Here is a 22,836-nt window from a genome sequence, read left to right as displayed (position 1 = left end):
GTGATTGTATTGACGACCGATAACTGTGAAAGTCGCCCATTCACTGTGGTGTTCAATAGGGTCAATGACTTTCACTTTACTATCAAGAGCAAAACGAGCATGAGGGACATCGAGGGGATCTTGATCGGCAAACAAATCGCAGTCTTTGGTTCTTTGATGATGAGTTCTAGCAGCCTGTTCAAAAAGGCGACACCAACCGCGATCTCGATCTGAGTAATTATTAAAGTGTTTGCATTGAGAGCAGGTAGATAAACGGGTTAAAGCCGATTCAGAGAACCAAGTTTTTTGTTGTCCGTCGTTGATGAGATATTTCCAGTAGGGCTGATTAATTAATTGTCCAGAAGGAGTTTTCGATTCAACTAACTCCATGCCACAAACAGTCGATGGTCTAGAGGAAGTGCCAGTGACGCGAGTAACTTGTTCGCCAAACACGAAGTTCGGTTGAGAGTAACTGTACTCGGTTTCGTTAGGATGAATCTTGGGGGCGAACTCGATGGTGATTAACTGTCGTTCCTTATTCGCCAATGATACTGACGATTTCTCTGTAATGTATGTCATTATTGTAAATGCCTTGATTTGAGTTTTGAGGTAGAGGGGAGTAGTAACCGTGCAAAGTAGCTGCTCCCCTTTTAAATTGGCTGAAAATTGTTACTTGAAATGTTGAGAGTCTTTATTACTTATTAAATAAAGGAAGTCTCTTTTTTCTATAACCTATATTTAAATATTACCAACTATCACTTGGTAAAGTCAAGTATTAATTAGACAATTAATACTTGACCAAGCAACAATTGGATAGATATGATAGATTGTAGCTGATAAGCTAGGAGCATGACTGTGAAAGTACTGTTGAAACAAATAAGAGAAAAACGTGGCTTGTCTCAAAATAAGCTTGCTCAGATTATGACGATGAGTCTTCAAAATATACAAAGAATCGAATATGGAGATGCAAAATCAATTCCTTTAGAAACATTAGATAGGCTTTGTGAAGCTCTTGATTGTCAGCCTGGGGATTTATTAATCAAAGTGGACGATCCAGATCGAGAAAATGCTCTTATTGAGCAGATGCTTCTTAGACTAAATTCAGATTCAGTCGAGAAAATCAGTTTGAAATCAGAAAAGTCGTCTCAGACGAGTCAACTAAATTCTTTGCTAGCGGTTAATTTAATGTCTAATTCAGCCTAATCATTAAAAGCTGGAGGTCAAAATGATTTTTAGGCACGTAAATTAAATAGAAGACTTAAATTAAAATCAGCAGAAAATTCAAATGCAAAAGCGACCGCCTTCCGACCAAAGAATCGCGATCGCTTTAATTACACAAATCCCGTTAGGAGGGAAAAAATGATTACTTACATTTTAAGTGCAGTAGGTAAAAACTGCACTCACGTTTCAGCACAAGTATTATCAAATCGCTCAAAGCAGTTGGGAGGTGCGATGTGATAGGATTTATCTCGCCATTCCAGATTTTAGATTACTTAGAGCGCTTAAACGTAGTCAAAGAAACTTCAAATGAATACCATTGTACTTGTCCTGTCTGTGGAGATGGTGGGTTCAAGATCAACAAGAAAAAAGGTTCGTACCAAGCGTTCAAGTGTGGCTGTGAAGTTAAGGATATTCGGGAGGCAGTGAGTCCTTGGTCTGAGGTGACAAGGAGACAGGGAGCAGGGGAGCAGGGGAGACAAAGAGCGCATGAAAGCTTAAAACTAGCTCGACTTACTTCACTCCCCACAGATTCGCCTTCACCAGAGTCAAAAGTTATTCCCGAATGGCTAGTTAAACAAGGAGTACCTGTTTCAGCTACCGAAACTCGTTATTGGTACTCAAAAACTCAATGGGTAAGCAGATTTGAGTGGCAAAATAGCGAAGGCATTAAAGAAAAAACAATCCGCCAGGGTCACATCAAATCGAATGGGTTAATTCAATGGAGCAAAGGCGCAAAAGACTGGAGAGCCTATCGACTAGGAGAAGCAGTTAAACATTGTCGGGGAAAATGGGTCTTAGGTTTAGAAGGAGAGGGTTGTGTAGAAACAGCCCGTGCGATCGCTTTGTGTGCAATAACATGGCAGGGGTCGAATTGGCAGGAGAAAGCTATAACCTCTGACTTAACAAAGCTTATTGAGGGTGGAGTAGCAGGAATAGTCTATTTTCCCGACCATGACGAAGCGGGAGCAAAGAAAGCCGAGTTGATCGAGTCAGCTTGTCAGCTTGTTAACTTGCCATGTTTAATCATCTCCCCGACGGATGTTTGGACTGATATGCCCGATAAAGGAGATATCACTGACTTTGTAAAAGCGCATCCTCAGCTTAGTACAGACGAATTAATTGAAAGATTAAACAGAGCGATCGCTCTTGCAGTACAGAGAAGTGAGCAAGAAGAACAAAAACAAGAAGAAGAAGAATTACTAGACAACTTACCAAACTGGTCACAATCAGATATAGCCTGTTGGCTAGCTGAAAAATACCGAGGAAAATTAGCTTGGAATACAGATTTACAGGAATGGTATCGCTATAGCCCCATTACCAAAGGAATATGGAGTATAGAGCCTGTTGAGTTTATTGGACAGTTAGTTAACTCAGAAATAGAAGCACTAGCCGAATTAATTGCTCAAACCAGTAAAAATAAGAAGAAGCCAACTTACACTATTAGCATGATCAATGGTGCGAGCGCTCTGTTAAAAATAAAGTTGGCGATTAGAAAGTGGAATCAATCGACAGGATTACTGCCTTTGCTTAATGGTGTTCTAGACCTTGAAACCAGGAAGCTGCTACCTCATAGCCCCCAAAACCGATTAACCTGGTGCTTGCCTTATAACTACAACATTCTGGCAACTTGTGAACCAATCCAGGAATGGCTGCTCTTGATGTGTAATGGCGATCGCGATCTAGTTCAATTGATGAGAGGCTATTTATTGGGCATAGTGACAGGTAGGACTGACTGGCAAAAGTATTTAGAATTAATTGGACCAGGAGGCACAGGAAAAAGTACCCTCACTCGATTAGCCACGGCTTTAGTAGGGCAAGAAAACGTTCACACGACAACACTGAAAAAACTAGAGAAAGAAAAGTTTGAAACTGCTTCGATTGCAGGAAAAAGGTTGGTACTAATCAACGATTCAGAGAGGTATGCAGGTGAAGTCGGGAAGCTTAAAAATCTGACAGGACAAGATAGTTTGCCTTACGAAGTCAAATTTAAGCAGAGCAAAGGTGGGTTCACACCTGATGCCCTGGTGATAGTTTCGACTAACGAAGTAATCCAAAGTTGTGACTATACATCAGGGTTGGCAAGAAGAAGAATATCTATACCCATGTTCAACCAAATAAAGGGCGATCGCCAAAAGAATTTAATTGAACATAAAAATGGTCAAATGAGGGGTGATTTTCTGCCATATATACCAGGACTACTTAACTGGGTGCTAGCGATGGATGAAACAGAAGCTACTTCAATTGTGAAGAACTATGAACTGAGTGTACCTTCACTGTTGGCAATGAAGGCAAGAACGCTGGTGGAGACAAATCCCATTGCCGACTGGTTAGATAATTTTGTGGTGTACGAGGCTGAAGCCAGAACCAATATTGGGGTGGCAAAAAGAGATAAAGATAGTAATTCACCTCATTGGTATTTAGACACCGATAGATGGCTTTATCCTAATTATGCCGAATACTGCCATAACAGTGGTACTCGCCCAGTCAGTCTACGTCGATTTGTCACCTTACTTTCTGATTTGGGTAAAAACCAGTTGGGTTTAGATATTATTCGAGAACGCGATCGTCATGGATCATATTTTGTGGGGCTAAAGATTCGAGATGAGAGCGACACTTCGCCGCCACTGATTACGGGAAATACAGCAATAGAAATAAATATTAGTCCTCGACTAGAGAACACAAATGTAATAAGTAAATTGTGGGCAATGATAATGGATAAGGTGACGGATGTTATAGTAACGGTGATGGATGAAACGCTTGACAGTAGTGAATGTGACCGATGTGACGGCAAAAATGAAAAATCCTCAGATAGTCAAAATAAAGTAGAAAATGAAACTAAGTGTAATACGATAAATAAGGGAGATTTAGAGAGAAAGGAAATAAATAACGAGTTTTTGAAAATGCCATCATATGCATCACAAAAAAAAGCTTTAACTCAAACAGAACAAGCTGCTACAGATAATCAATCTGCCATCACAGTAGGAGAGCGCGTAGAAATAGAGGATTGTCCAGGGCATTGGACTTCTTTTTCACCTTTCACCGTAGAGGGGATAGAGGGTGAGATGGTTAAACTAGAGATGGTCAGTGAGTTAGTAGAAATAGAGAGGTTGTCTGTAATTAATGGGTGAAGCTAGAAGCGCGAAGAGCCTTTGCCCTAAAGGATGTTATACCCTTGTGGTACTCGCTTCGCATCGCGGGGTTTCCTCCGTTGTCCCGAAGGGATACACTCAATGCGATAAGTGCAAGCCGCAAGCATAAGCAAACTTCGTAAGAAGGAAATGGAGCTATCTCGTCCGCCATTAAATATCTTATTGTCCCCTATTAAGAGGCAAAGCGCTGTAAGTACCTCAATCAGAGGCAAAGCGACAATCAAAGTCCAAATGAAGACAGCTATCGTAAATATTACGCTACAATGTAGTTAACTTTACGATAAAGCTGATAAAGGTCATGAAAACTATAAATTTAGAAAGCATATTAACTGAGTCACGGATACCACCAGAAGTTTTAGAGGAAGATGGTGCTTTTATTCAAGCTTCAAGATTGGGGATTTCAGGAGCGATATTACAGCCGACAATCAAGGTTTTGGGGGTGCGAAATCTCATTATTAGTCTTTTAAATACTGATAAAACCAACCTCAGCAAGTTTTATCATCAAGAACATTTATCTCCGAGCGTTAGTGAAGCTATTTTAGATACTTTAAAAGTGTTTAAATTGGCTTTTTCTGTCTACGAGCAAGATGCTAAAACCGCTTTGAAGTGGTTTCACACTCAGATTCCTGCCTTATCAGGACAAGTCCCAATAGATTTGTTAGATACTTTTAAGGGCAGAGAATTAGTTAAAGATTGCTTGATGGTCATGGAAGATGGTGATTTTACGTAATGCTCATCTACCGTGGTGTTAAACGGGATTACTTAGAAAGCTATGATGGCATGGGAAACTCCTACCGTAAAGGAGCAAGATGGAATTTTCCTCTTCATCCTGTTCTTTATTTTGCTCCTAATCCATCCGTAGCTGCTTTAGAATTAGCAAATTATTTTCCAAGTCCCGACCTCGTACCTAAAAACTATGTCATGGGGGAATATGAAATACCCGACCCAGTTGAGATTAAAACTATTTTGTTAAGAGATTTACCCGAAAATTGGCAAGATTACCCCCATCCAAGAAGTACCAAAGAGATTGGTAGTGCTTGGTTAAAATTTGGGCAAGAATCGTGTTTATTTGTGCCAAGTGCTGCCACCCCAGGTAATTTAGAATATATTATAGTCATTAATCCTCACCATCCTGACCTGAGACATATCAAATTAACTCAAGTTATTGAACCTATTTACAGCGCTCGCATCTTTAAAGGTCTTTAATTGCCAATTCAATTTGGTAGCATTGAAAATAATAGACGAGTTGATTAAAATTAGCGGCTTAGAAAAATGTCAAAAATAAGAAACGAATTTCTCATCGTTAACCGCTATTGAAGATCTATATTTTAATGGACGTAAACGTTCTCAGATTTGCCACACAGTAAATTAGTTGAGTAGTAGCCGATCGATTTGCCGTTTCAGTGAAGCTCCGCCTTTACTGGGGGTAATCGCCCCAGTATATTCGTCTAGCAGGTCAAACTTTAAGAACATTAAGAGCATGGTGAATAAAGCAACAGAAAAAGATTTAGAAAAAATTAAAGGACTAGTAGAGAGTGCTTTGAGTCCGAGAGAAAAAGCCATGTACGAAAGCTTACTGCACAAAGCAGAACAACAAATAGCCGAAGTGAAGAATAGTGAAACTGCAACCAAGGTAGCAAAAAAAGGTCACAGTACGTCTCAAAAAAGCCAGAAAGCATTTGTAGCAGCAGAAGAAATAGTCGCCCCTGGGTTGAAAATACCAAAGTCAACAGTGGAACAAGACAAATCATCTATAGAGACTGTAACCAAAGAACTGCCACTGGAAAAGAAGGTGGCATCTTTAGAGGCAGAGGCAAATGCGGCAATATTTCAAGCAATTGGAGTGATTGAGGGAATAATCTCCTTGACCGAGAAGTCGCAGCTAACAATCACTTTAGGTAATCAAAAATATCGCTTGGGTTATACGGCTAAATCGAGAAAACGAGATTACGCTAAATTGCTCGAAGAAATATCCAGCCAAGGCAGTAAAATCCAGAAAATATCGGTTTATCCTCAAGTCAACTACAGGTCAGGCGTTCCCTGGCTTTTAAAGCCAGGGCTTGCGCCTGACCGCATTTCGCGGTTAAAAAAAGAAGGGAATAATTTTACCTACGAAATAAACTTTTATTTAGTATCAGTAGAAAAACCTTCCCTCCAAGAGAAGCAGAAAACAGCAGGAATATTTGGGGATTTGGCGGTAGGAGAATTCCAAATATCAGGATATTGGCAGTATGTAAAGCTTTGTGATAATCCTGGTATAACAGTGATGAGAAACTACAGTGAGAGTTTAGCCAAGCAAGCCAAGAAATTAGGTCGGCAAAAAGCAAGTAGGTGGTTGCGACCCAATCATCTACCAGTAGAATGGCTCGATTCGTCACCAAAGCCGTTTAAATACGATCCCAACTTGGAGCAAAAAGGGCAAATGCCACGTTTATTTGTGCAGACAAAAGTTAAATTTGAACCTGAGTTGCAGAAATTCATAGTGATGGAAGAACTAGAACAGGCTAGAACACAAGCTCCTCGCTACTTAAAAGCTTAAATGGAAAGATAATGATTGAAGAAGTGGTAGGAGTTGATGGATATTTGTTGATGGTCTATTATTCGCCCAGCAAATGTTATCAATTTTTGGTAATTGATGAAGAGGGCAGAGTCCACCAGTTTGAGTCAATATTTTATGCGGTGGCTGCTGCCAGAGCTGAAGGTATGGCAGCGATTATGGCAATGTCTTGGTAGACAATCTGACTGTTCATCAAGTTAACTTGTATAGACGCTCACTTTCGTTCTCCCAACCACAAGGTAAATTAAGCATCACCACGCTAAAAGTGGGATGCTTCCAAGGCGATCGCCTTGATTGACCAAATCCCTAAAGTAGTTATGTACATTTTAAATGGGGAAGGTAAAAATGCTCTAAGTACAGGACAAAAAATAAACCAGAAGCTTGCAAAAGACTACAGGAAAAGGGTTTGATTTAAAGTAACCACACTCAAATCGAACCCTATGAATCAGATTAACTTATTGCGACAAACCCTGAAACCACTTTTAGGATGGCATGGCGCACGCCTAAGCTTTCTGGCGCTATTTTTAATTGCTTTACTCAGAGTCAAAACTATCAATTTAGTGGAATTAGCGACTGGGTTTAGGACTCAAGTTAAGACAGATTCTAATTACAAACGCCTACAGAGATTTTTTAAGGATTTTAATTTAGATTATGTCGCGATCGCCAAAATTATTGTCACCTTAATGGAAATTCCTCAGCCTTGGGTGCTTAGTAAGGATAGAACGGAATGGTCATTTGGGAATACTCGCTTTAATATACTGATGTTAGGAGTAGTACATGAAGGAGTAGCTTATCCATTGTTATGGGAAATGCTCGACAAGAAAGGCAACTCCCACAGTAATGAACGTATGGATTTACTCGATCGCTTTCGAGAAGTTTTCCCTGATGCAGAAGTTGCTTAGATCTGCGGAGATCGGGAATTTGTTGGTCGGGAGTGGTTAACTTATCTGCTGATTGAGCCAACGATTCCTTTCCGAATCAGAATCCGAGAAACCGACCAAATTAGCGATGGTCAAAAAAGGCTTGCTGCTTCGATTATTTTCGCTCATCTTCAACCTGGTCAAAGAGAAATTTTGTCAGGTCGTCGTTGGGTCTGGGGTCGATTGGTCTACATTTCTGCTTTACGCCTCGAAGATGGAGAGTTATTAGTAGTTATCTCGGATGATTCTCCTCAAACAGCTATTTCTGACTATGCCAAGCGTTGGGGAATCGAAACTTTATTTGGAATGTTTAAAACTAGGGGGTTTTGCCTTGAATCCACTCATTTTACTGATGCCCAACGATTAAGTAAGTTATTAGCTTTAATGAGTTTAGCCATGTGTTGGGCGATGAAAATGGGACAATGGCTACATTCCCTCCCAACGCTGAATTAAAGATTGAGCAGCGACCTAGCGTCTTTAAAAGACGTTAGGTCGCTAGTGCGAGGCGAAGGACGCGACGTAGGAGCTAATCTCCAACTAAGCGAGACAAGTCCTTTAGGGCTAGTACCATAAGGGTATAACATTTTTTAGGGCGGCTTGACCGTGAAAGCGCTGCGATACAGTGTAGGACTTCGCGCAGATTAGGTAAAAATTATGACATTTCAGTCGCTTCTCGTTCTTGATACTTTTGCATCAAAGACATTGCGGCTTGACGATGTTTAAGCTTTAATTCGGGTGGGGATAAAACTATAACGTTGTCTGAATATCGATTTATCCAAAATCCAAATTCAGCCAGCGATCGCAGTGGTAGCTTAAGGGAATAATCTAAATAATCTGGATGTTTTTCGATTATCTGTCGGGGATGTCTTCGTTCTCCCTCAGCAATAAAAGCACTTACGGGCGGAAAAAAACGGACTTTGGCGGAAATAAGCGCCAGTTTACCTGCTAATTCCAATTGCTGTTCTTCAAACGTTCCTAATTTTAAACCCCAGCCATTGCGGATTAATTGGTGAGCATTATTCAGGCTTTTTTGTTGCTCTGCTATCTTTCTCGCTTTTGTGCTTGTCACAACTTTTAGATAATCTTTAAAACGATTAATTCTACCAGTAGATAAAGTACCATCTTGAGCATTTTCATAAATTAAATACCAGGCGATATCAAAATAAATTAGTTGTAAAGGATATAAAGTAATCAAACCAAGTTTGTTTTCACCATAGGGATCGACATTACGAGAAAGTTCAATTGCCTGACCTGTAATAATAGCTTCCTCTAATAATTCAATTTGATGATATAAAGTATGACGATATTCACCTTGATTCATCATTTCTTGAGGATCGGTATAATTAATAGCACGATTAAGATGTTGGCGGACAGGATAAAAGAAATCTTGTTGTTCCTCAAATTCAAATCCGCGCAAGCGTTTTTTAAGTGAATAGTAGATATTTCTTAATTGAGGATCTCCCTGATATATTGCCTGAGATTCTAAAGCATTAAATGCTGCTTTAAGTTCTTGTTTACTCATCACTCCTGTACCGAGATAATAACCCCAGCGATACATTCTATGGTCTAAAATTTGATAGTCTCTCAATAATTCTAAATCTTTCCTCAAAGTAGCTGTAGCTGGATATTGTTCTGGTAAGTCAATGCCTAGTGATAAAGCTAATTCTTGTAGTTTAATTTGCACTAATTTCAAAGCATTATGATGCTTATCATCAGATTTTTCTAATTCATTAGGACATCCAACTCCTGGATATTTGATTAATATGGCAATTAATAATAATAATCTTTCTAAAGCTTGGATATTAGTATAACGGTTTATTTTTGAAGACTGATTCATGGATATTATGGGAGCAGGGAATAAAGAATCATTAATGTCAAAAAAAAGAAAATATTTAAGGGCGATCTCCTTGTTACTCGATTCTCTTTTTTAGTTTAATTTTTACTTGCCAGTTTGTAATTCAGTAAATATTGGGAAATTAGAGAATTAGTTGAGATGTATTAGGTAAATTATAGTTTCATGAAGTAACTTTAATATTACAAAAATATTTAATGTATTTATCAACTCGGACAGCAGTAATCAGAAATTTTAGTACCGCTATAGCTAATGGTGCAATTACCTTAGCTTTATTATTAATCGCTCCTTTGGGCTTGGCAGCTGTAATCGGTAATACCTTTTTAGTGACTGTCTCCAGCTTTTTTGTCGGTACTTTTGCGGATCTGGTTGTTGATTGGCTAGCTCTTTCTAGTATTAGGCAAAATAAATTTGCCTCCTTAAATACTGAAAAAGAATTGCAGCTTAAAAATCAAAGAGCGTCGGCTATAGAGAAAAATAGACTATGAAAAGTCTTTATGTATCCCAACAGGGCTGCAATATATCCTTAAGTAAAGAAACTTTAATCGTTCGTTATCGAGAAGACATTGTTAATCGCGTTAAAATACCGCTGCTCGAACAGATTTTAATTTTTGGTAAGTCGCAAATTACCACTCAAGCAATTAGAGCTTGTATCTGGCAAAATATTCCCATTGTCTATCTTTCGCGCATGGGTTATTGTTATGGTCGAGTTTTGCCTCTAGAAAGAGGCTATCGTCAGCTTTCGCGCTATCAACAGCAATTATCTCGTGGAGAAAAACTAGCCGTAGCCAGAGAAATTACTCTTGCCAAACTAAAAAACAGTCGCGTTTTATTACAACGGCAGCAGCGAAAACAACAGACACCAATATTAGCTCAAACTCTGCTGAATTTAAATTATTTACTGACTAAAGTAGAACAAGTTCAAGACATGGAGCAATTAATCGGTTTAGAAGGTGCAGGTGCAGCTAGCTATTTTTCTGCTTATGGTGAAGTGATTACTAATCTAGATTTTGTATTTGTGGCTCGTAGCCGTCGCCCTCCAGGGAACCCTGTCAATGCTATGCTGAGTTTTGGTTATCAGATCTTGTGGAATCATCTTTTAGCTTTAATTGAACTACAGCAACTCGATCCTTATCAAGCTTGTTTGCACCAGGGAAATTATCGTCATGCAGCTTTGGCTTCTGATTTAATCGAAGAATTTCGCGCTCCTATTGTTGATTCTTTAGTTTTATATTTGATTAATCGGCGAATGATCAACTCGGAAACAGATTTTGTCTATCGAAATGGCGGTTGTTTTCTTAATGATGCGGGAAGAAAGAATTACTTACAAGCATTTCTGCAACGAATGGAAGAAGAAATCAAAACCGATCTAGGTAATCAACCTCGATGGGATTTACTCTTGCAGCAGGTTAAGTTATATAAGCAATTTGTCTATCAACCAGCTCAACTCTATCAACCTTATTTGATTCGGTAGTTATTTGGGGAATAGGGAGTATTCTCATATTTTCTTATATTGCTTACTATAAAAAAGCGATCGCTCTATAAGTTACTTGGGCGATCGCTTTTTTAGTTTCCATTCAATTAGTTTCTCTAGTAATTAGAGAGAAGTAGCAATTGAAAAGCTTTACGAACTAGAACCAAGTCATTGTAGTTTCCATTCAATTAGTTTCTCTAGTAATTAGAGAGAATATTAATATGAAGAATTTAGAAAGTTAATTCATTTATGTTTCCATTCAATTAGTTTCTCTAGTAATTAGAGAGCTGAAAAAGCAGTTTCTGTTTCTTACACCTCTTCTGTTTCCATTCAATTAGTTTCTCTAGTAATTAGAGAGTTATGAATCAGCTGAAAGAATTAATAAAGAAACTAATGTATAGTTTCCATTCAATTAGTTTCTCTAGTAATTAGAGAGTCCATTCTTCCAAGTTCATGATTGCATTCATTGGTTTTCAGTTTCCATTCAATTAGTTTCTCTAGTAATTAGAGAGACAAGAAGGTTCTGTGTTAGATGTAAATCTAACAATTATGGTTTCCATTCAATTAGTTTCTCTAGTAATTAGAGAGTGGTGCGATCGCTCATGTAGAAAACACCTTTGAAACTATTAGGTTTCCATTCAATTAGTTTCTCTAGTAATTAGAGAGCAAAGAGATATATTGCCATGTATAAATTAATCGAATATAGTTTCCATTCAATTAGTTTCTCTAGTAATTAGAGAGACATGGATTGGATTCCATATCAATGGAGATTTTTCATATCGTTTCCATTCAATTAGTTTCTCTAGTAATTAGAGAGCTAACCCCCACAGCTATCGCAATAGTTGGGATCGTCGTTTCCATTCAATTAGTTTCTCTAGTAATTAGAGAGGTGTTAGATGTTTACACTGACAGCGATCCTCAAGAATTACTTGTTGAGACGTTTCCATTCAATTAGTTTCTCTAGTAATTAGAGAGGTTCCGGTGCAGATGTGTCTAGTTGTAGTAGTGAGAACAAGGTTTCCATTCAATTAGTTTCTCTAGTAATTAGAGAGAGTAGATAATATGAAATATGGAGTGACATTAGAAGTTGAAGTTTCCATTCAATTAGTTTCTCTAGTAATTAGAGAGACAAATTAACCGTTGACGAAGCACGAATTGCTTCCTATTCAGTTTCCATTCAATTAGTTTCTCTAGTAATTAGAGAGTCCCTCAATTAAAACCCAGATAGAGCCTGATGTCTAGAGGCAGTTTGCGAGGCTCAGAGAAAATAAAGCAAGATAGGCTGTTAAAAAACAAGAGAAAATCCGTAAAAGATATACACAGCGATAAGTCGAGGCTCACAACGAGATCATTAGGATTACAGCGATTTTGGCTAAGGTTCGCAAGATTTATCAAATAATAAAAATAAATTACTCAATAAATACGATCGCCTTTAGATAATTGTCGAACTAGGTGGTTGAGTCAGATTATTTCCTACACCCCAAGTTTCTACTTGCTGCAAAGTATTTCGAGTTATGGGATAAATCCTAATACTATCCTCATCTAGTTTAATTCTCTTTTTCAAGCGATCGCCAAGCTGCCGATATTGAGCGCGATCGAGAACACATTCAAAAACACTATATTGAACTCTGGCACCGTAACCTTCTAATAAGTCCGCCACTTTTTTGCGTCGTTTATCACAAGAAATATCATAGACAATTACGTAAAACAAAATCTTCTTTTTCTCTCAATCTATTAAGTTTTTTGAAGCAATCCCACTAAAAGAAAATATTGAAAACAAAGGCAAACGCGATTGTCAAAACTATATCCGATAGTCTTTTAAAGCTATTACAAAAGTAATTTTCAGTATTATTACTTGCTAGACCATTTATAATCACTCGGCTAGAGTTGAAGAGAAACTCAATCCATAGTGATTCAGGTTAATGACAAGACTTTACTGGCAAGCTAAAATCTGGGGTTTACTTCACGATCCAGGTTTAAAAGCTTTATCCCACGCACAAGATTTAGGTAGAGAAGGACAATGGCACATTTTGCAGTGTATGGCAGGATGGCGATCGTCTAAATCTAAAAGTAAACATGAATCTGTAGATCCGATTCAAGCCAAATCTCTTAACGGCACATGGTTAGAACATGTTGGGCTATGCGACTTAATTGCTTCTGCAAGCGATAGAAGTAGTATCGGTAGATTAGGTTATGGAAGTGCGGTTAGTTACCGTGAAGATGGTTTGCAAATACACCATCTTTTATCTGGCGAATCGCAGACTCTAAAGATACCTCAATGGCATACCAGGCTGCAAGAAGGCAAACGCAAAGAGTTCTTAGAAGAGAAAGAATTAGCAGTATTAAACCTGATCGAAGAATATAAAGATCCTCGTTTGGTTCATTGGTGGCTATGGCGTTGCTATCCAGATTTACTTGCTAAAGATGTATTAGAAGTATATTTGCTTCCTGCCGAAACTCGTTTTCCCGATGCCTCCTTGTGGAGTCATACAAGTATTACTTCTGCATTAGCTGGTGGATTGGCAGGACATTATAAGAATCCAGAAGAATATCCCAGTAAGGGAGATAGATTTACGCGCTCGCGTCCTAATTTAGTAGTATTTACCTTTTCTCCCGTACAGGAATTAGTCAAAGCCAGTCGTAAGATGCGCGATTTTTGGGCTGGTTCTTGGTTGCTGCATTATTTATCAGCTAAGGTTTGTTGGGAACTAGCGAAAAAATACGGTGCAGATACATTGTTGTATCCTTGCTTGTATCAGCAACCATTAATTGACCATTGGTTATTACAAGAATATCCCGAATTTAGTCAGTGGATTGAAGAACCTACGACACAACAATTACTAACGGCTGGTTTTCCCAACGTAATCGTGATGATTGTGCCAGATAACGGCAAACAAGGCGATGAAATTAAAGATAATCCGATCTATGCAGTGACACAATATGCCAAACAAGTTTTGGAACAAGAATGGCAAGAGTTGGGCAACCAAAGCTTAGAATTTCTGCAAAAGATAAATCCAGCCTGGAAAGATATTAACCCCCATACCTGGGAAGGTTGGCTCAAGTCTCAATGGCAAACATATTGGACGGCTTTACCAATTGGAAATTTAGAGACAGAATTACATCATTCATACGGCAAAAACAAAGATAAAGAAAAAGAAAGAGAAAATCACAAACAATATCAAGATTGGTGTAAAAAACAAAATGATTTTACAGGTTTAAAAGAAAATAGCAAAGAGCCTGACAAATCAGCAACATTATTTGAACAAAATGAAGCTGAATTTCTCAAAGCAGTTTTTGATATATCAGAAATAGAAACGGAAACAGAAACAGAATCAAAGTCAAAATCCTATTCCAGACAACCTAATCTTAACGTTGGTTCATGGTGGGGTAATATATTTGATCGCCTACGTCATAATCTAACCGCAGTCAAAAACGCCCGTACTTGGTCAATGCCCACTGCTTTCGGTACTCGTTCCACTATCTCTGGGATTGGTTCAGTGGTGCATAACCATCAATCTGACTGGGTAAGCGAAGGGCAAACCAAAAAGTTTTGGTCGGATGGCAAAAATCTGGGTTTATTTGACGGGATTGAAGAATTAAATGCTACTGAAGTAGTCAAGCGAGTTTTACATAAAATATTGCCCGAGATTTTAGATATTCCCAACTTATCTTTAACTTATCCCGATCTGAGTTCGGGAGTTGCTGGCTGGTTAAAGCAAGCGAAAAAAGCGGGAGATGATGAGGCGATTAAATATTATCAAACTGCTTGTAGAGAAATAGGCGATCGCTTCGATTGGGCAAAAAAAGAAACAGACAACAATAACCAAAATTCTTGGGGCATCCCTTGGATCGAGCGAAATTACCGAAACTTACCTCATCCTCGTTTAATTAATTCTAGTTGGCTAATTGAAGATTTTGCTGATGAAAATAAGAATGAGCAAAAAGCAGAACTGAGCAAGTTAAGAAATACTATTGCTACCTATTTCCCTCCTGGAAAAAACCCCACTGACTGGTATGTAATTGCTGCTGGTGATGGCGATAGTATGAGTGAATGGTTAAAGGGAACAAAATTAAAACAATATCGTGAATATATTCCTCAAGAGTTAATTGATAAGATTGATCGCTTTCCTGATGAAATCAAGCAGCCAGTTACTGAATTTTTGAACGTTCAAAAAAGAATGGGTCCTGCTACCCATAGTGCCTTAAGCCGTTCTCTTCTGGATTTTGCCAATCAGTTAGTACCCTATCTTACCGAATCTCGATATGCTGGCAGACTAATTTATTGCGGTGGCGACGATATTTTAGCTTATACCAATCTTTGGGAATGGGATAGTTGGCTGTGGGATATTCGGCAATGTTTTCAAGGACAAAAAGATCCAGGTAATGAATTTGATAATAAGGGGGATTATTGGGAATTTACAGGACAGGGACCAAAAACTTTACCAGATCGTCCTTTGTTTACTTTAGGATCGGCAGCAACTATTAGTTTTGGAATTGTTATCGCCCATCATTCTGTACCATTAGCGATCGCGCTACAAAATCTTTGGGAGGCAGAAGAAGAAGCCAAAGAACATTACTATCTGGTTAATAATCAAGACTCTTACAAAGATGCGGTTCAAGTTCGGGCGATTTATGGCAACGGTAATATTTTACAAGCTACAGCTAAATTTAGTGTCTTTAACTGTTGGCGAGAGATCGTAGAATTTGCCCAACAACATGATGAGTTAGACTGGGCAATTTTTGAACAGGCTGCTGAGATTTGGTTACAACATCCTGCACCAGAACAAGCAATTTTACAGTGGACAAAAGCTTTTTGCGATCGCCGAAATATATTTAAAAATCACCCAGAATCTCGTGAAGTTTTTGCTCAAAAACTCAGCGATTTACTTAGTAAATTATTTACTTATAGCCCAAGCAAGCAACAAGACGAAGAAATAAAAAACTGGCTGAAATTAGCAGCATTCAATTTAAGAAATCGGCAGATAAAAACTAATAAAGAAAAATCATGTATTGGTACATATTTACCCCATTAGATATACTATTATTTCGCGATGCCAAACCTTTTACCCCAGGGGAAAGAGCCTGGGCAGGAAGTGTGTTTCCTCCCAACGGACATACGATCGCAGGAGCAATTAGAGGACTATTAAATAGTAAGGAAAACCTAACTCTTAAGGGTACTTTTCTCTGCTACCAAAAAGAACTTTATTTTCCCCGTCCTCTTAATTATGTTAATAACTCTTTACTCCACCCTGTAGCTTGGTTGGATGAAAAATCTCCCTCTCAACAGATGATCTGGGATCGTCTATCTCCTGCACCTTTGTTATTAAAAAAATTAGCTAATAGCAAAGACCAAGAAAATAAGCTCGAACAAAAACCGCGCAATTATTTACCTTTTTCTATAGTTACTAAACTATTAGAGAACCAAGATTTAAAACCTGAAGATTGGCTATGTCAAGAGGGAGAAAGTTCTCAACCTTGGACGATAGAAACTCGTTCTCATAATGCGATCGCTTCTGATAGTCGGCAAGTAAAAGATGTGGATGGTTATTTTGTCGAGAATGCCATTCGTTTACATTCAGGCTGGAGTCTGGCGATTGCTCTAGACATCAAAATTCCCAATACCCCTACCTCCATGAGACTGGGAGGAGAGGGACATCGGGTATTAATCGAAGAATGTTCCGAATTAGGCGAACAATGGCAGGAATTACAGCAGCAATCTCAACAAAACTATCAAACAAGAGGTAAATCCTTAGCTTATTTAATTACCCCAGGAGTATTTGAACGCATTCATAAAGACCAAAAGTCAGTTTGTAAATCCTATCCGTGGGAATGGAAACTCGCCCATACCGTTAATTCCAATCAAAAAGAAGGCAACTTAGTTAGTGTGGCTACTGCCCAACCTCTAGCAATTAGTGGCAGGATTCAAGGAACAGGAAACGGGGGACAGGGAATAGAGAACAAGAACCCAAGTATTCCTGCACCTCAAGTATTTGCTGCTCCTGCTGGTAGTGTTTACTACTTGGAACAACCAGATGCTTTGTTTCAAGAGTCAAATGAAGCCCCCAGCAAAGTTAAACGCTGGCGTAACCTCGGCTATTCCGAATTATTGTGGATCTCTTATTTAGATAAATAAAGCAACTATTATGACGATTAATTACACATATCTTTATCTACTTTCTCCTTTACATACAGGAGGAACAACTCAAGAAGGAAACTTATTGGGAATTGCCCGCGAATCTCATACTAACTTTCCCTATATTCCCTCTAGCAGTATTCGCGGTAGACTGAGGGCTAGTGTGGAAGACAAAAACCAAAAATTTAAACTTTTTGGTACAGATTTAGAAAATGCCAGCCAGTTAGAACAGGGAAATATTTGGATTGGTGATGGTGCTTTACTTTGGCTTCCTGTACCTTCCCTGAGTCATGGAGTGGTTTGGGTTAGTTGTCCGATGTTACTAAAACGTTGGGCGAGGTTTACAGGTAAGTTGGATCGAATTCCTGTGGAATATAGCTGCAACTTTGTCAATGGTAATTCCGCTGTTTATCTCAAAGATGCGATTCTCAAAGCAGAAGAATTAAAACAGTGGCAAGATTGGCAAGATTTTATGCCACAAAATGTTCAAACTAACACCATTGAAAGAGCGATCGTCTTGCCAGATAGACACTGCGGGACTTTAATTCAAATGAGTTTGTGGCGACAAGTCAAAATCAAACTTGATGAAAATAAAACTGTTGATGGTGGTTTTCGCTATGAAGAAGCCATTCCTCCCGATACCCTGATGTATTTTACCTGGGGAACTACCTCTGCTGCTAATGGGAAGTCATCTGAAATACATCAAGAATTTAGTCAATTATTAGCCAATCGAGAAATTTTACAAATTGGCGGACAAGAAAGCTTAGGCAGAGGTTTTGTTCAACAGTGGCCAGCATCAGTAAATAAATAAGGAGAAATTATCATGCAAACTTTCGACCCTCGTACCCTTAGTACTCCTGTCTACGGAGCTTTACAAGAATTACGAACTAACAATAATAACGATAATTCCCGTCTTAAAGAGCAAAAAAGCCAAGCGGTAGAACTATATACCTATCTTGCTACTTGGGGCATGATGCGTCTCAAAGCTGAAGAACAAGCATTAAGTCAAAAAGGCAAACAAGATGTTGTCAAAAAATACTTTGAATGTCTGCAACTTCTTGCTTCAGTTAAAGATTTGGCTGGCAATAAGGGTTTAGATACCCTCAAGCAACTCAAAGCCGATGATTATTTAGGTTTAACTGGATTGGGACTAAACCTGGCACAGGAATTTAGTTTTTGGGCAAACGCTATCTATAACGACGTCAAAGGCGATGCTTAGAACAAATCTATCTTTATCAGGGCGAACCTACCTTCGCCCCTACGATTGCCGATTATTTATTACTACTAGATAAAATGTCTCCACAACCTCTTCAACATCCTCAAAGACCAAATCCACCTAAACCTCGATCGCAAGTCAATAATCAATCACAACCGCCCAAGCGCAATAATGGAAGTAATAATCGCGGTAATGAAAATAGACCAAATAATCAACCTCCATCGCCCTGGTTAAACTCTGATAATCCACCTCAGCCAAACTCTACAGCTAGTTTTGTCGAATACTTGCGTTGGATGCGCGAACCAGAACGAGAATATAAAGATGCGACTAAATTACAGATCCTACAAATAGCTCAGGAAAATGCCAATAATTATGGCGATCGCCTAAAGCAGTTAAATCAACGTACAGAACTAATTGTAGGTAAAAACAACACCTTTACTGTCAAATGCCCTTGGCGCATTCGTATCGGTGGTCATCGTGGCCCCGAAAGTATCTTATTACCAGCTTTTGATGCGTTGGGAATGCCCTATATTCCAGCTAGTACTCTGCGGGGTGTTGCAAGAACTCAAGCTATTCGAGAAATAGTTGCTGCGGAAAAGATTAAATGGAAAGATGCAGAACAAAAAGTAGCCCCTTACTTTGGTTCGATTGAAACAGCAAATCTTAAAGATTCTGCGGGGAAAGTAGTTTTTCTCGATGCTTATCCTTTACCCAGTCAAACTGGTGGTTTGAGTATAGATATGGCAAATAATATTTGGAAATGGGATGAAAATCAGCAACCCAAATATGATTCTAACCCCAACGTTTTTCTTTCTCTACAAGAATCTAGCTTTTTAATTGGCTTACGTTTGGTTAGTAATTGCCAGGATAATGAAATTTTAAACAAAGTCAAACAATGGTTAATTGTAGGTTTACAAGCTGGCGTTGGTTCACAAATTAATACAGGCTATGGACAGTTAATTTTAGGCAATCAAGATAAATCTAGCAGTGAATTTTTCCGCGTTAAGTTTGCCATAGAAGGGCAGCTAATTCATGGTCATCAAAAGTTTAATAATGTCAAACAACCGTTTCAGACAGAACGAGATGACAATTTAAAAACTGATAGAAATGGAAATCTAAAACCTGCAACTTCTGCTGTTTCTGAAGTTCGTCCTACTGCTTTTAAATCAATTCTGCGCTATTGGTTTCGGGCTTTTGCGTTAGGTGTTTTATCTACCGAACAAGTAATAAATTGGGAGGGTCAAATTTTTGGTGCGATTACTCCCAAACAGCAGTTGGGTTGGGTAAAAGTTAATATTTTCTCAGGAACAGTAACTCAACGAGAAGCAAAAAATAAAAACGATGATTGTGGGGAACAAGAAGGTATTTTGACTCTATCCTACTCTGTCGCTACGCCTCAAGATAAGACCCAAGTAATTTCATCACTGTTGAAAAATTTAACTTGGATGATGTTTAACCTTGGTGGCATCGGACAGGGTGCAAGAAGACCTTGCTATTCTCGACGAAATAGACAAAATGCACCGTGGTTTCGTGGTTCTACTTTTATTCTTGATGAAGAAGATAATCCAAATTTAGAAGACTATTGGTTCGATCCAGGTTCAGCTAAAGAGTTTCAAAAATTATTCAAAACTAAACTCAAAGCTTTCTATTCCGCTTTAGAACAGTTAATTCTTAATAGCAATATAAGCCAAAATATTAATTCACCCCTATCTTTTAATCAACCAAGCGACAAAAATTGGTCTGATGCAGTCGATCAACATTGTCGTATTGTAGTTTGTTCAGGCGAAGAACAATACGAAAAGCCTCATGCTTTAGCAGTTTTACACAGTCAAGATTTAAAAATTAATAACTCGAGAGGCCAACTAGATTATGACGGTAATCTTTGCGGACAAACTAATAGACCTGTAAAACCTTCTCCTGTTTGGATAGCAGATTTAGAAGATTATCAAGTGGTTACTGTTTTTGGTGCAACAGTCGCACCTCGATCTAAATATCTCCAAAAACTAAAACAAGAATCAGACCAATATTATCAAATCTTTCCTTTTAATTAAAATATGTCTAGTATTCTCTTATCTTTTGTCGGCAATCAAGATCCAGGTTCGGATAAAAACGATCGCGAAGGTTCAATTGTCACTTTAATTTGCCATTTATTAGAACAAGAACGAAAAATCAAGGGAGCAATTTTACTCTACACCTCTGCTACAGAAGATGCTGCTCATTTTACTAAAGAATGGTTACTATCTAGCGAAATAAAACAACTGTCTATTGCTCCAGAACAGATTGAATTAATTGCAGTGGATGATCGATTGTCAAAAGATCCTATCGATCTGTTATTAGCTACCCAAGAAGCCAAAAAAGCGATCGCCAAAGCCCAATTGCAATTAAAATCAGGCGATCGCTTGGAATTAAACTCTTCTTCGGGTACTCCTGCAATGAAAGCCGCCTGGAGCATATTACAAGCATCGGGATTAGCAACTAATAGCCATCTTTGGCAGGTGAGAAATCCTAATCTGATGCTGTCCGATCAGGAACGAGTATTTGAATCTAATATTACCGTTCTTAAAAAAACAATCGATATTAAAATTATTAAAGAACAGGTAGCTTGTCATAATTATTATGGCGCATTAGTAACTTTCAAAAATAATAATCTTTTAGATAATGGAGTCAGTACTTTACTAAAATGTGCCTCTTATCGTTTAAGTTCAGCATTTGAAACTAGCTTTGAGCAAATACGAAATCACGCTCAGTTTTGTGGACAAGAATTTCACCAACAAAGTAAGCAATTAGCAGCTAGACAACACCGAGAAATTATCAAAGAAATCTATTTTCAAGCAGAAATTAAAGCCAAGAATCAAGAATATTCTGAATTACTAGTAAAAATATTTGTTTTTCAAGAAAGTGTTTTATTCTATCTCTTGAAACAAGAATTAATACCTGAACAAGATATTAATTCAGTGATGAATGAAAAACTAATTGATAAATTGAATAAAAATATCAAGGATTTTGATGATGGTAAACTTCAAAAATATCTAAATGAATATCGTCTTAAAAATGGTCAAAAACTATTTTTTGCTACTAACTATAATCGTATTACAATGATAGCTATTGTGGATTACTTCTACGATAAGAATACTGAAATATGCCAATTATTACAAAATTTGAATGCTTATTGTCAAAAAAGAAATGATTATATTCATCAACTTAAAGGTATAGATCATTTGGAAGCAGATCAAATTTTATTTGATCTGAAGCAAATCCTAAAATCGCTTAATATAGCAATTAAACCCAATCCTTTTGATACGATCAAGCAAAAAATTGAGAGATTACTAGACGTTCAATGATTAATCTAATTTTTGCTGAGGTTCGCAGAAAAAATTAGATTAATCCGGTGGTGTAATGAAAGAGTGTATAATATAATATGTAAAAATTTAAAAAGCTGGCGGATAAAATATTACAATGACGGTTTGGATCGCAGTAGAATGTCCTTATTGCCAATCAACAAATGTAGTCAAAAATGGTAAATCGAAACAAGGAAAACAACGCTATCGCTGCCGTAATACTGAATGTTTCCGTTCTAGTTTCATTTTAGATTATACAAATTGTGGCTATAAACCAGAAGTCAAAGAAAAAATTGGCGAAATGACAATAAATGGAAGTGGAATTAGAGATACAGCTAGAGTTTTAAAGATTAGTGCTTCTACGGTAATGTCAGAACTAAAAAAAAAGAATCATTAATCGAACAAATCAATTACAAATGGCTGAAAGAAAGAAGCCGTCAAGATTTAAAAGTAGTGATTCAGAAGGTTGAAGTAGATGAGATGGAAAGCTACGTAGGAAAGAAAGGCTATCAAAGATGGTGGTGGCACGCAATTGACCATAAAACAGGAACGATTTTAGCTTTTGTCTTAGGAAGAAGACAAGACCGAATGTTTCTCAAGCTCAAAAGACTACTCAAACCATTCGGAATTACTAAATTTTACACTGACAAATTAAAAACTTACGAGCGTCATCTTTCTAAAGAAGAAAGAACTATCAGCAAATATAAAATGCAGAAGATTGAGAGAAAGCATTTAACTTTGAGAACAAGAATTAAAAGATTGCAGCGCAAAACTATTTGTTTCTCAAAGATAGCTCTTATGCACGATTTAGTAATTGGGCTTTATATTAATAGATATGAATTTGGTAGAGAAATCTAACTTGTTTCAACATCTTTATTACACTACCTTTACCGCCAGCAATAACAATAATTTACAGTAATACATCAATGCAATACCTTCGCCAAATTAAAGAGTAGCATCGCGGTCGTGCTGAACCCCATTTAACTGAATTTGCGAG

19 protein-coding genes, 1 pseudogene and 1 CRISPR repeat array are annotated in these 22,836 nt (G+C 37.9%); of the genes and pseudogenes, 17 read left to right on the top strand and 3 right to left on the bottom strand.

Going from position 1 to position 22,836, the window contains the following annotated elements:
* Positions 1 to 558: hypothetical protein (locus KME09_01460; GenBank protein ID MBW4532581.1), on the bottom strand; the 558-nt coding region annotated here is incomplete at its 3' end.
* Positions 559 to 828: 270 nt separating this feature from the next.
* Between KME09_01460 and KME09_01455 the strand changes: the two genes are divergently transcribed.
* From KME09_01455 to KME09_01425, 7 genes and pseudogenes are all read left to right on the top strand, one after another.
* Positions 829 to 1,182: a helix-turn-helix domain-containing protein gene (locus KME09_01455; GenBank protein ID MBW4532580.1), complete on the top strand. Its 354-nt coding sequence runs from the start codon at positions 829 to 831 to the stop codon at positions 1,180 to 1,182.
* A gap of 251 nt (positions 1,183 to 1,433) precedes the next feature.
* Positions 1,434 to 4,328 carry a hypothetical protein gene (locus KME09_01450; GenBank protein ID MBW4532579.1) on the top strand — a complete coding sequence of 965 codons (2,895 nt, stop codon included), beginning with the start codon at positions 1,434 to 1,436 and terminating at the stop codon, positions 4,326 to 4,328.
* A 319-nt stretch (positions 4,329 to 4,647) separates the two neighbouring features.
* Complete coding sequence (locus KME09_01445) at positions 4,648 to 5,079, top strand: MbcA/ParS/Xre antitoxin family protein (GenBank protein MBW4532578.1); 432 nt, start codon at positions 4,648 to 4,650, stop codon at positions 5,077 to 5,079.
* Complete coding sequence (locus tag KME09_01440) at positions 5,079 to 5,555, top strand: RES domain-containing protein (protein ID MBW4532577.1); 477 nt, start codon at positions 5,079 to 5,081, stop codon at positions 5,553 to 5,555. The genes KME09_01445 and KME09_01440 overlap by 1 nt, the downstream gene beginning before the upstream one ends.
* Positions 5,556 to 5,829: 274 nt before the next feature.
* Positions 5,830 to 6,888 (top strand): hypothetical protein, encoded by a 1,059-nt coding sequence (locus KME09_01435; GenBank protein MBW4532576.1) that lies wholly within the window; start codon positions 5,830 to 5,832, stop codon positions 6,886 to 6,888.
* Positions 6,889 to 6,899: 11 nt separating this feature from the next.
* A complete protein-coding gene (locus tag KME09_01430; protein ID MBW4532575.1) occupies positions 6,900 to 7,082 on the top strand; it encodes a hypothetical protein in 183 nt (60 codons plus the stop codon).
* Between the two features lie 264 nt (positions 7,083 to 7,346).
* Positions 7,347 to 8,258: pseudogene (locus KME09_01425) on the top strand (IS4 family transposase).
* A gap of 220 nt (positions 8,259 to 8,478) precedes the next feature.
* Here KME09_01425 and KME09_01420 read toward each other — a convergent pair.
* Positions 8,479 to 9,663, bottom strand: coding sequence for a WYL domain-containing protein (locus KME09_01420; GenBank protein MBW4532574.1), 1,185 nt, complete (start codon positions 9,661 to 9,663; stop codon positions 8,479 to 8,481).
* A 212-nt stretch (positions 9,664 to 9,875) separates the two neighbouring features.
* On the opposite strand from KME09_01420, the gene KME09_01415 reads away from it, so the two are divergent.
* Together KME09_01415 and cas1 are read left to right on the top strand one after the other, a co-directional pair.
* On the top strand, positions 9,876 to 10,166 hold the full coding sequence (locus KME09_01415) for a hypothetical protein (GenBank protein MBW4532573.1): 291 nt from the start codon (positions 9,876 to 9,878) through the stop codon (positions 10,164 to 10,166).
* Entirely contained in the window at positions 10,163 to 11,152 is a 990-nt protein-coding gene (gene cas1, locus KME09_01410) for a CRISPR-associated endonuclease Cas1 (GenBank protein ID MBW4532572.1), read from the top strand. Before KME09_01415 ends, cas1 begins: the two co-directional genes overlap by 4 nt.
* Before the next feature lie 95 nt (positions 11,153 to 11,247).
* A CRISPR array of direct repeats spans positions 11,248 to 12,357; the repeat unit is 36 nt; unit sequence GTTTCCATTCAATTAGTTTCTCTAGTAATTAGAGAG.
* 227 nt (positions 12,358 to 12,584) lie between these two features.
* Here cas1 and cas2 read toward each other — a convergent pair.
* Positions 12,585 to 12,866 (bottom strand): CRISPR-associated endonuclease Cas2, encoded by a 282-nt coding sequence (cas2, locus tag KME09_01405; protein ID MBW4532571.1) that lies wholly within the window; start codon positions 12,864 to 12,866, stop codon positions 12,585 to 12,587.
* 208 nt (positions 12,867 to 13,074) lie between these two features.
* Between cas2 and cas10 the strand changes: the two genes are divergently transcribed.
* The 8 genes from cas10 to KME09_01365 all read left to right on the top strand — a co-directional run bounded on the left by cas10 (position 13,075) and on the right by KME09_01365 (position 22,697).
* The gene (gene cas10 / locus KME09_01400) at positions 13,075 to 16,185 is read left to right on the top strand and encodes a type III-B CRISPR-associated protein Cas10/Cmr2 (GenBank protein ID MBW4532570.1); all 3,111 of its coding nucleotides are present in this window, start codon (positions 13,075 to 13,077) and stop codon (positions 16,183 to 16,185) included.
* Positions 16,158 to 17,285, top strand: coding sequence for a CRISPR-associated protein Cmr3 (locus KME09_01395; GenBank protein ID MBW4532569.1), 1,128 nt, complete (start codon positions 16,158 to 16,160; stop codon positions 17,283 to 17,285). Before cas10 ends, KME09_01395 begins: the two co-directional genes overlap by 28 nt.
* Positions 17,286 to 17,295: 10 nt before the next feature.
* On the top strand, positions 17,296 to 18,096 hold the full coding sequence (gene cmr4, locus KME09_01390) for a type III-B CRISPR module RAMP protein Cmr4 (protein ID MBW4532568.1): 801 nt from the start codon (positions 17,296 to 17,298) through the stop codon (positions 18,094 to 18,096).
* Positions 18,097 to 18,108: 12 nt separating this feature from the next.
* Positions 18,109 to 18,504 carry a hypothetical protein gene (locus tag KME09_01385; protein MBW4532567.1) on the top strand — a complete coding sequence of 132 codons (396 nt, stop codon included), beginning with the start codon at positions 18,109 to 18,111 and terminating at the stop codon, positions 18,502 to 18,504.
* Between the two features lie 74 nt (positions 18,505 to 18,578).
* Positions 18,579 to 20,552 (top strand): type III-B CRISPR module RAMP protein Cmr6, encoded by a 1,974-nt coding sequence (locus KME09_01380; GenBank protein MBW4532566.1) that lies wholly within the window; start codon positions 18,579 to 18,581, stop codon positions 20,550 to 20,552.
* 3 nt (positions 20,553 to 20,555) lie between these two features.
* Positions 20,556 to 21,842: a hypothetical protein gene (locus KME09_01375; protein ID MBW4532565.1), complete on the top strand. Its 1,287-nt coding sequence runs from the start codon at positions 20,556 to 20,558 to the stop codon at positions 21,840 to 21,842.
* Between the two features lie 115 nt (positions 21,843 to 21,957).
* Complete coding sequence (locus KME09_01370; protein ID MBW4532564.1) at positions 21,958 to 22,236, top strand: hypothetical protein; 279 nt, start codon at positions 21,958 to 21,960, stop codon at positions 22,234 to 22,236.
* Positions 22,237 to 22,292: 56 nt separating this feature from the next.
* On the top strand, positions 22,293 to 22,697 hold the full coding sequence (locus tag KME09_01365) for an IS1 family transposase (GenBank protein MBW4532563.1): 405 nt from the start codon (positions 22,293 to 22,295) through the stop codon (positions 22,695 to 22,697).
* Positions 22,698 to 22,836 lie beyond the last annotated feature (139 nt).

This window comes from Pleurocapsa minor HA4230-MV1 (assembly GCA_019359095.1).
GTDB lineage: Bacteria > Cyanobacteriota > Cyanobacteriia > Cyanobacteriales > Xenococcaceae > Waterburya > Waterburya minor.
This window is presented reverse-complemented; position numbering and strand designations above follow the sequence as displayed.

What these genes read in the sequence shown, in the direction of transcription:
- KME09_01435 (MBW4532576.1), top strand. Translation starts at nt 5,830, where the DNA reads ATGGTGAATAAAGCAACAGAAAAAGATTTAGAAAAAATTAAAGGACTA.
- KME09_01420 (MBW4532574.1), bottom strand. Translation starts at nt 9,663, where the DNA reads ATGAATCAGTCTTCAAAAATAAACCGTTATACTAATATCCAAGCTTTA.
- KME09_01380 (MBW4532566.1), top strand. Translation starts at nt 18,579, where the DNA reads ATGTCTCCACAACCTCTTCAACATCCTCAAAGACCAAATCCACCTAAA.
- KME09_01415 (MBW4532573.1), top strand. Translation starts at nt 9,876, where the DNA reads ATGTATTTATCAACTCGGACAGCAGTAATCAGAAATTTTAGTACCGCT.
- cas10 (MBW4532570.1), top strand. Translation starts at nt 13,075, where the DNA reads ATGACAAGACTTTACTGGCAAGCTAAAATCTGGGGTTTACTTCACGAT.
- cmr4 (MBW4532568.1), top strand. Translation starts at nt 17,296, where the DNA reads ATGACGATTAATTACACATATCTTTATCTACTTTCTCCTTTACATACA.
- KME09_01395 (MBW4532569.1), top strand. Translation starts at nt 16,158, where the DNA reads ATGTATTGGTACATATTTACCCCATTAGATATACTATTATTTCGCGAT.
- KME09_01370 (MBW4532564.1), top strand. Translation starts at nt 21,958, where the DNA reads ATGACGGTTTGGATCGCAGTAGAATGTCCTTATTGCCAATCAACAAAT.
- KME09_01445 (MBW4532578.1), top strand. Translation starts at nt 4,648, where the DNA reads ATGAAAACTATAAATTTAGAAAGCATATTAACTGAGTCACGGATACCA.
- KME09_01375 (MBW4532565.1), top strand. Translation starts at nt 20,556, where the DNA reads ATGTCTAGTATTCTCTTATCTTTTGTCGGCAATCAAGATCCAGGTTCG.
- KME09_01430 (MBW4532575.1), top strand. Translation starts at nt 6,900, where the DNA reads ATGATTGAAGAAGTGGTAGGAGTTGATGGATATTTGTTGATGGTCTAT.
- KME09_01455 (MBW4532580.1), top strand. Translation starts at nt 829, where the DNA reads ATGACTGTGAAAGTACTGTTGAAACAAATAAGAGAAAAACGTGGCTTG.
- cas1 (MBW4532572.1), top strand. Translation starts at nt 10,163, where the DNA reads ATGAAAAGTCTTTATGTATCCCAACAGGGCTGCAATATATCCTTAAGT.
- KME09_01385 (MBW4532567.1), top strand. Translation starts at nt 18,109, where the DNA reads ATGCAAACTTTCGACCCTCGTACCCTTAGTACTCCTGTCTACGGAGCT.
- KME09_01440 (MBW4532577.1), top strand. Translation starts at nt 5,079, where the DNA reads ATGCTCATCTACCGTGGTGTTAAACGGGATTACTTAGAAAGCTATGAT.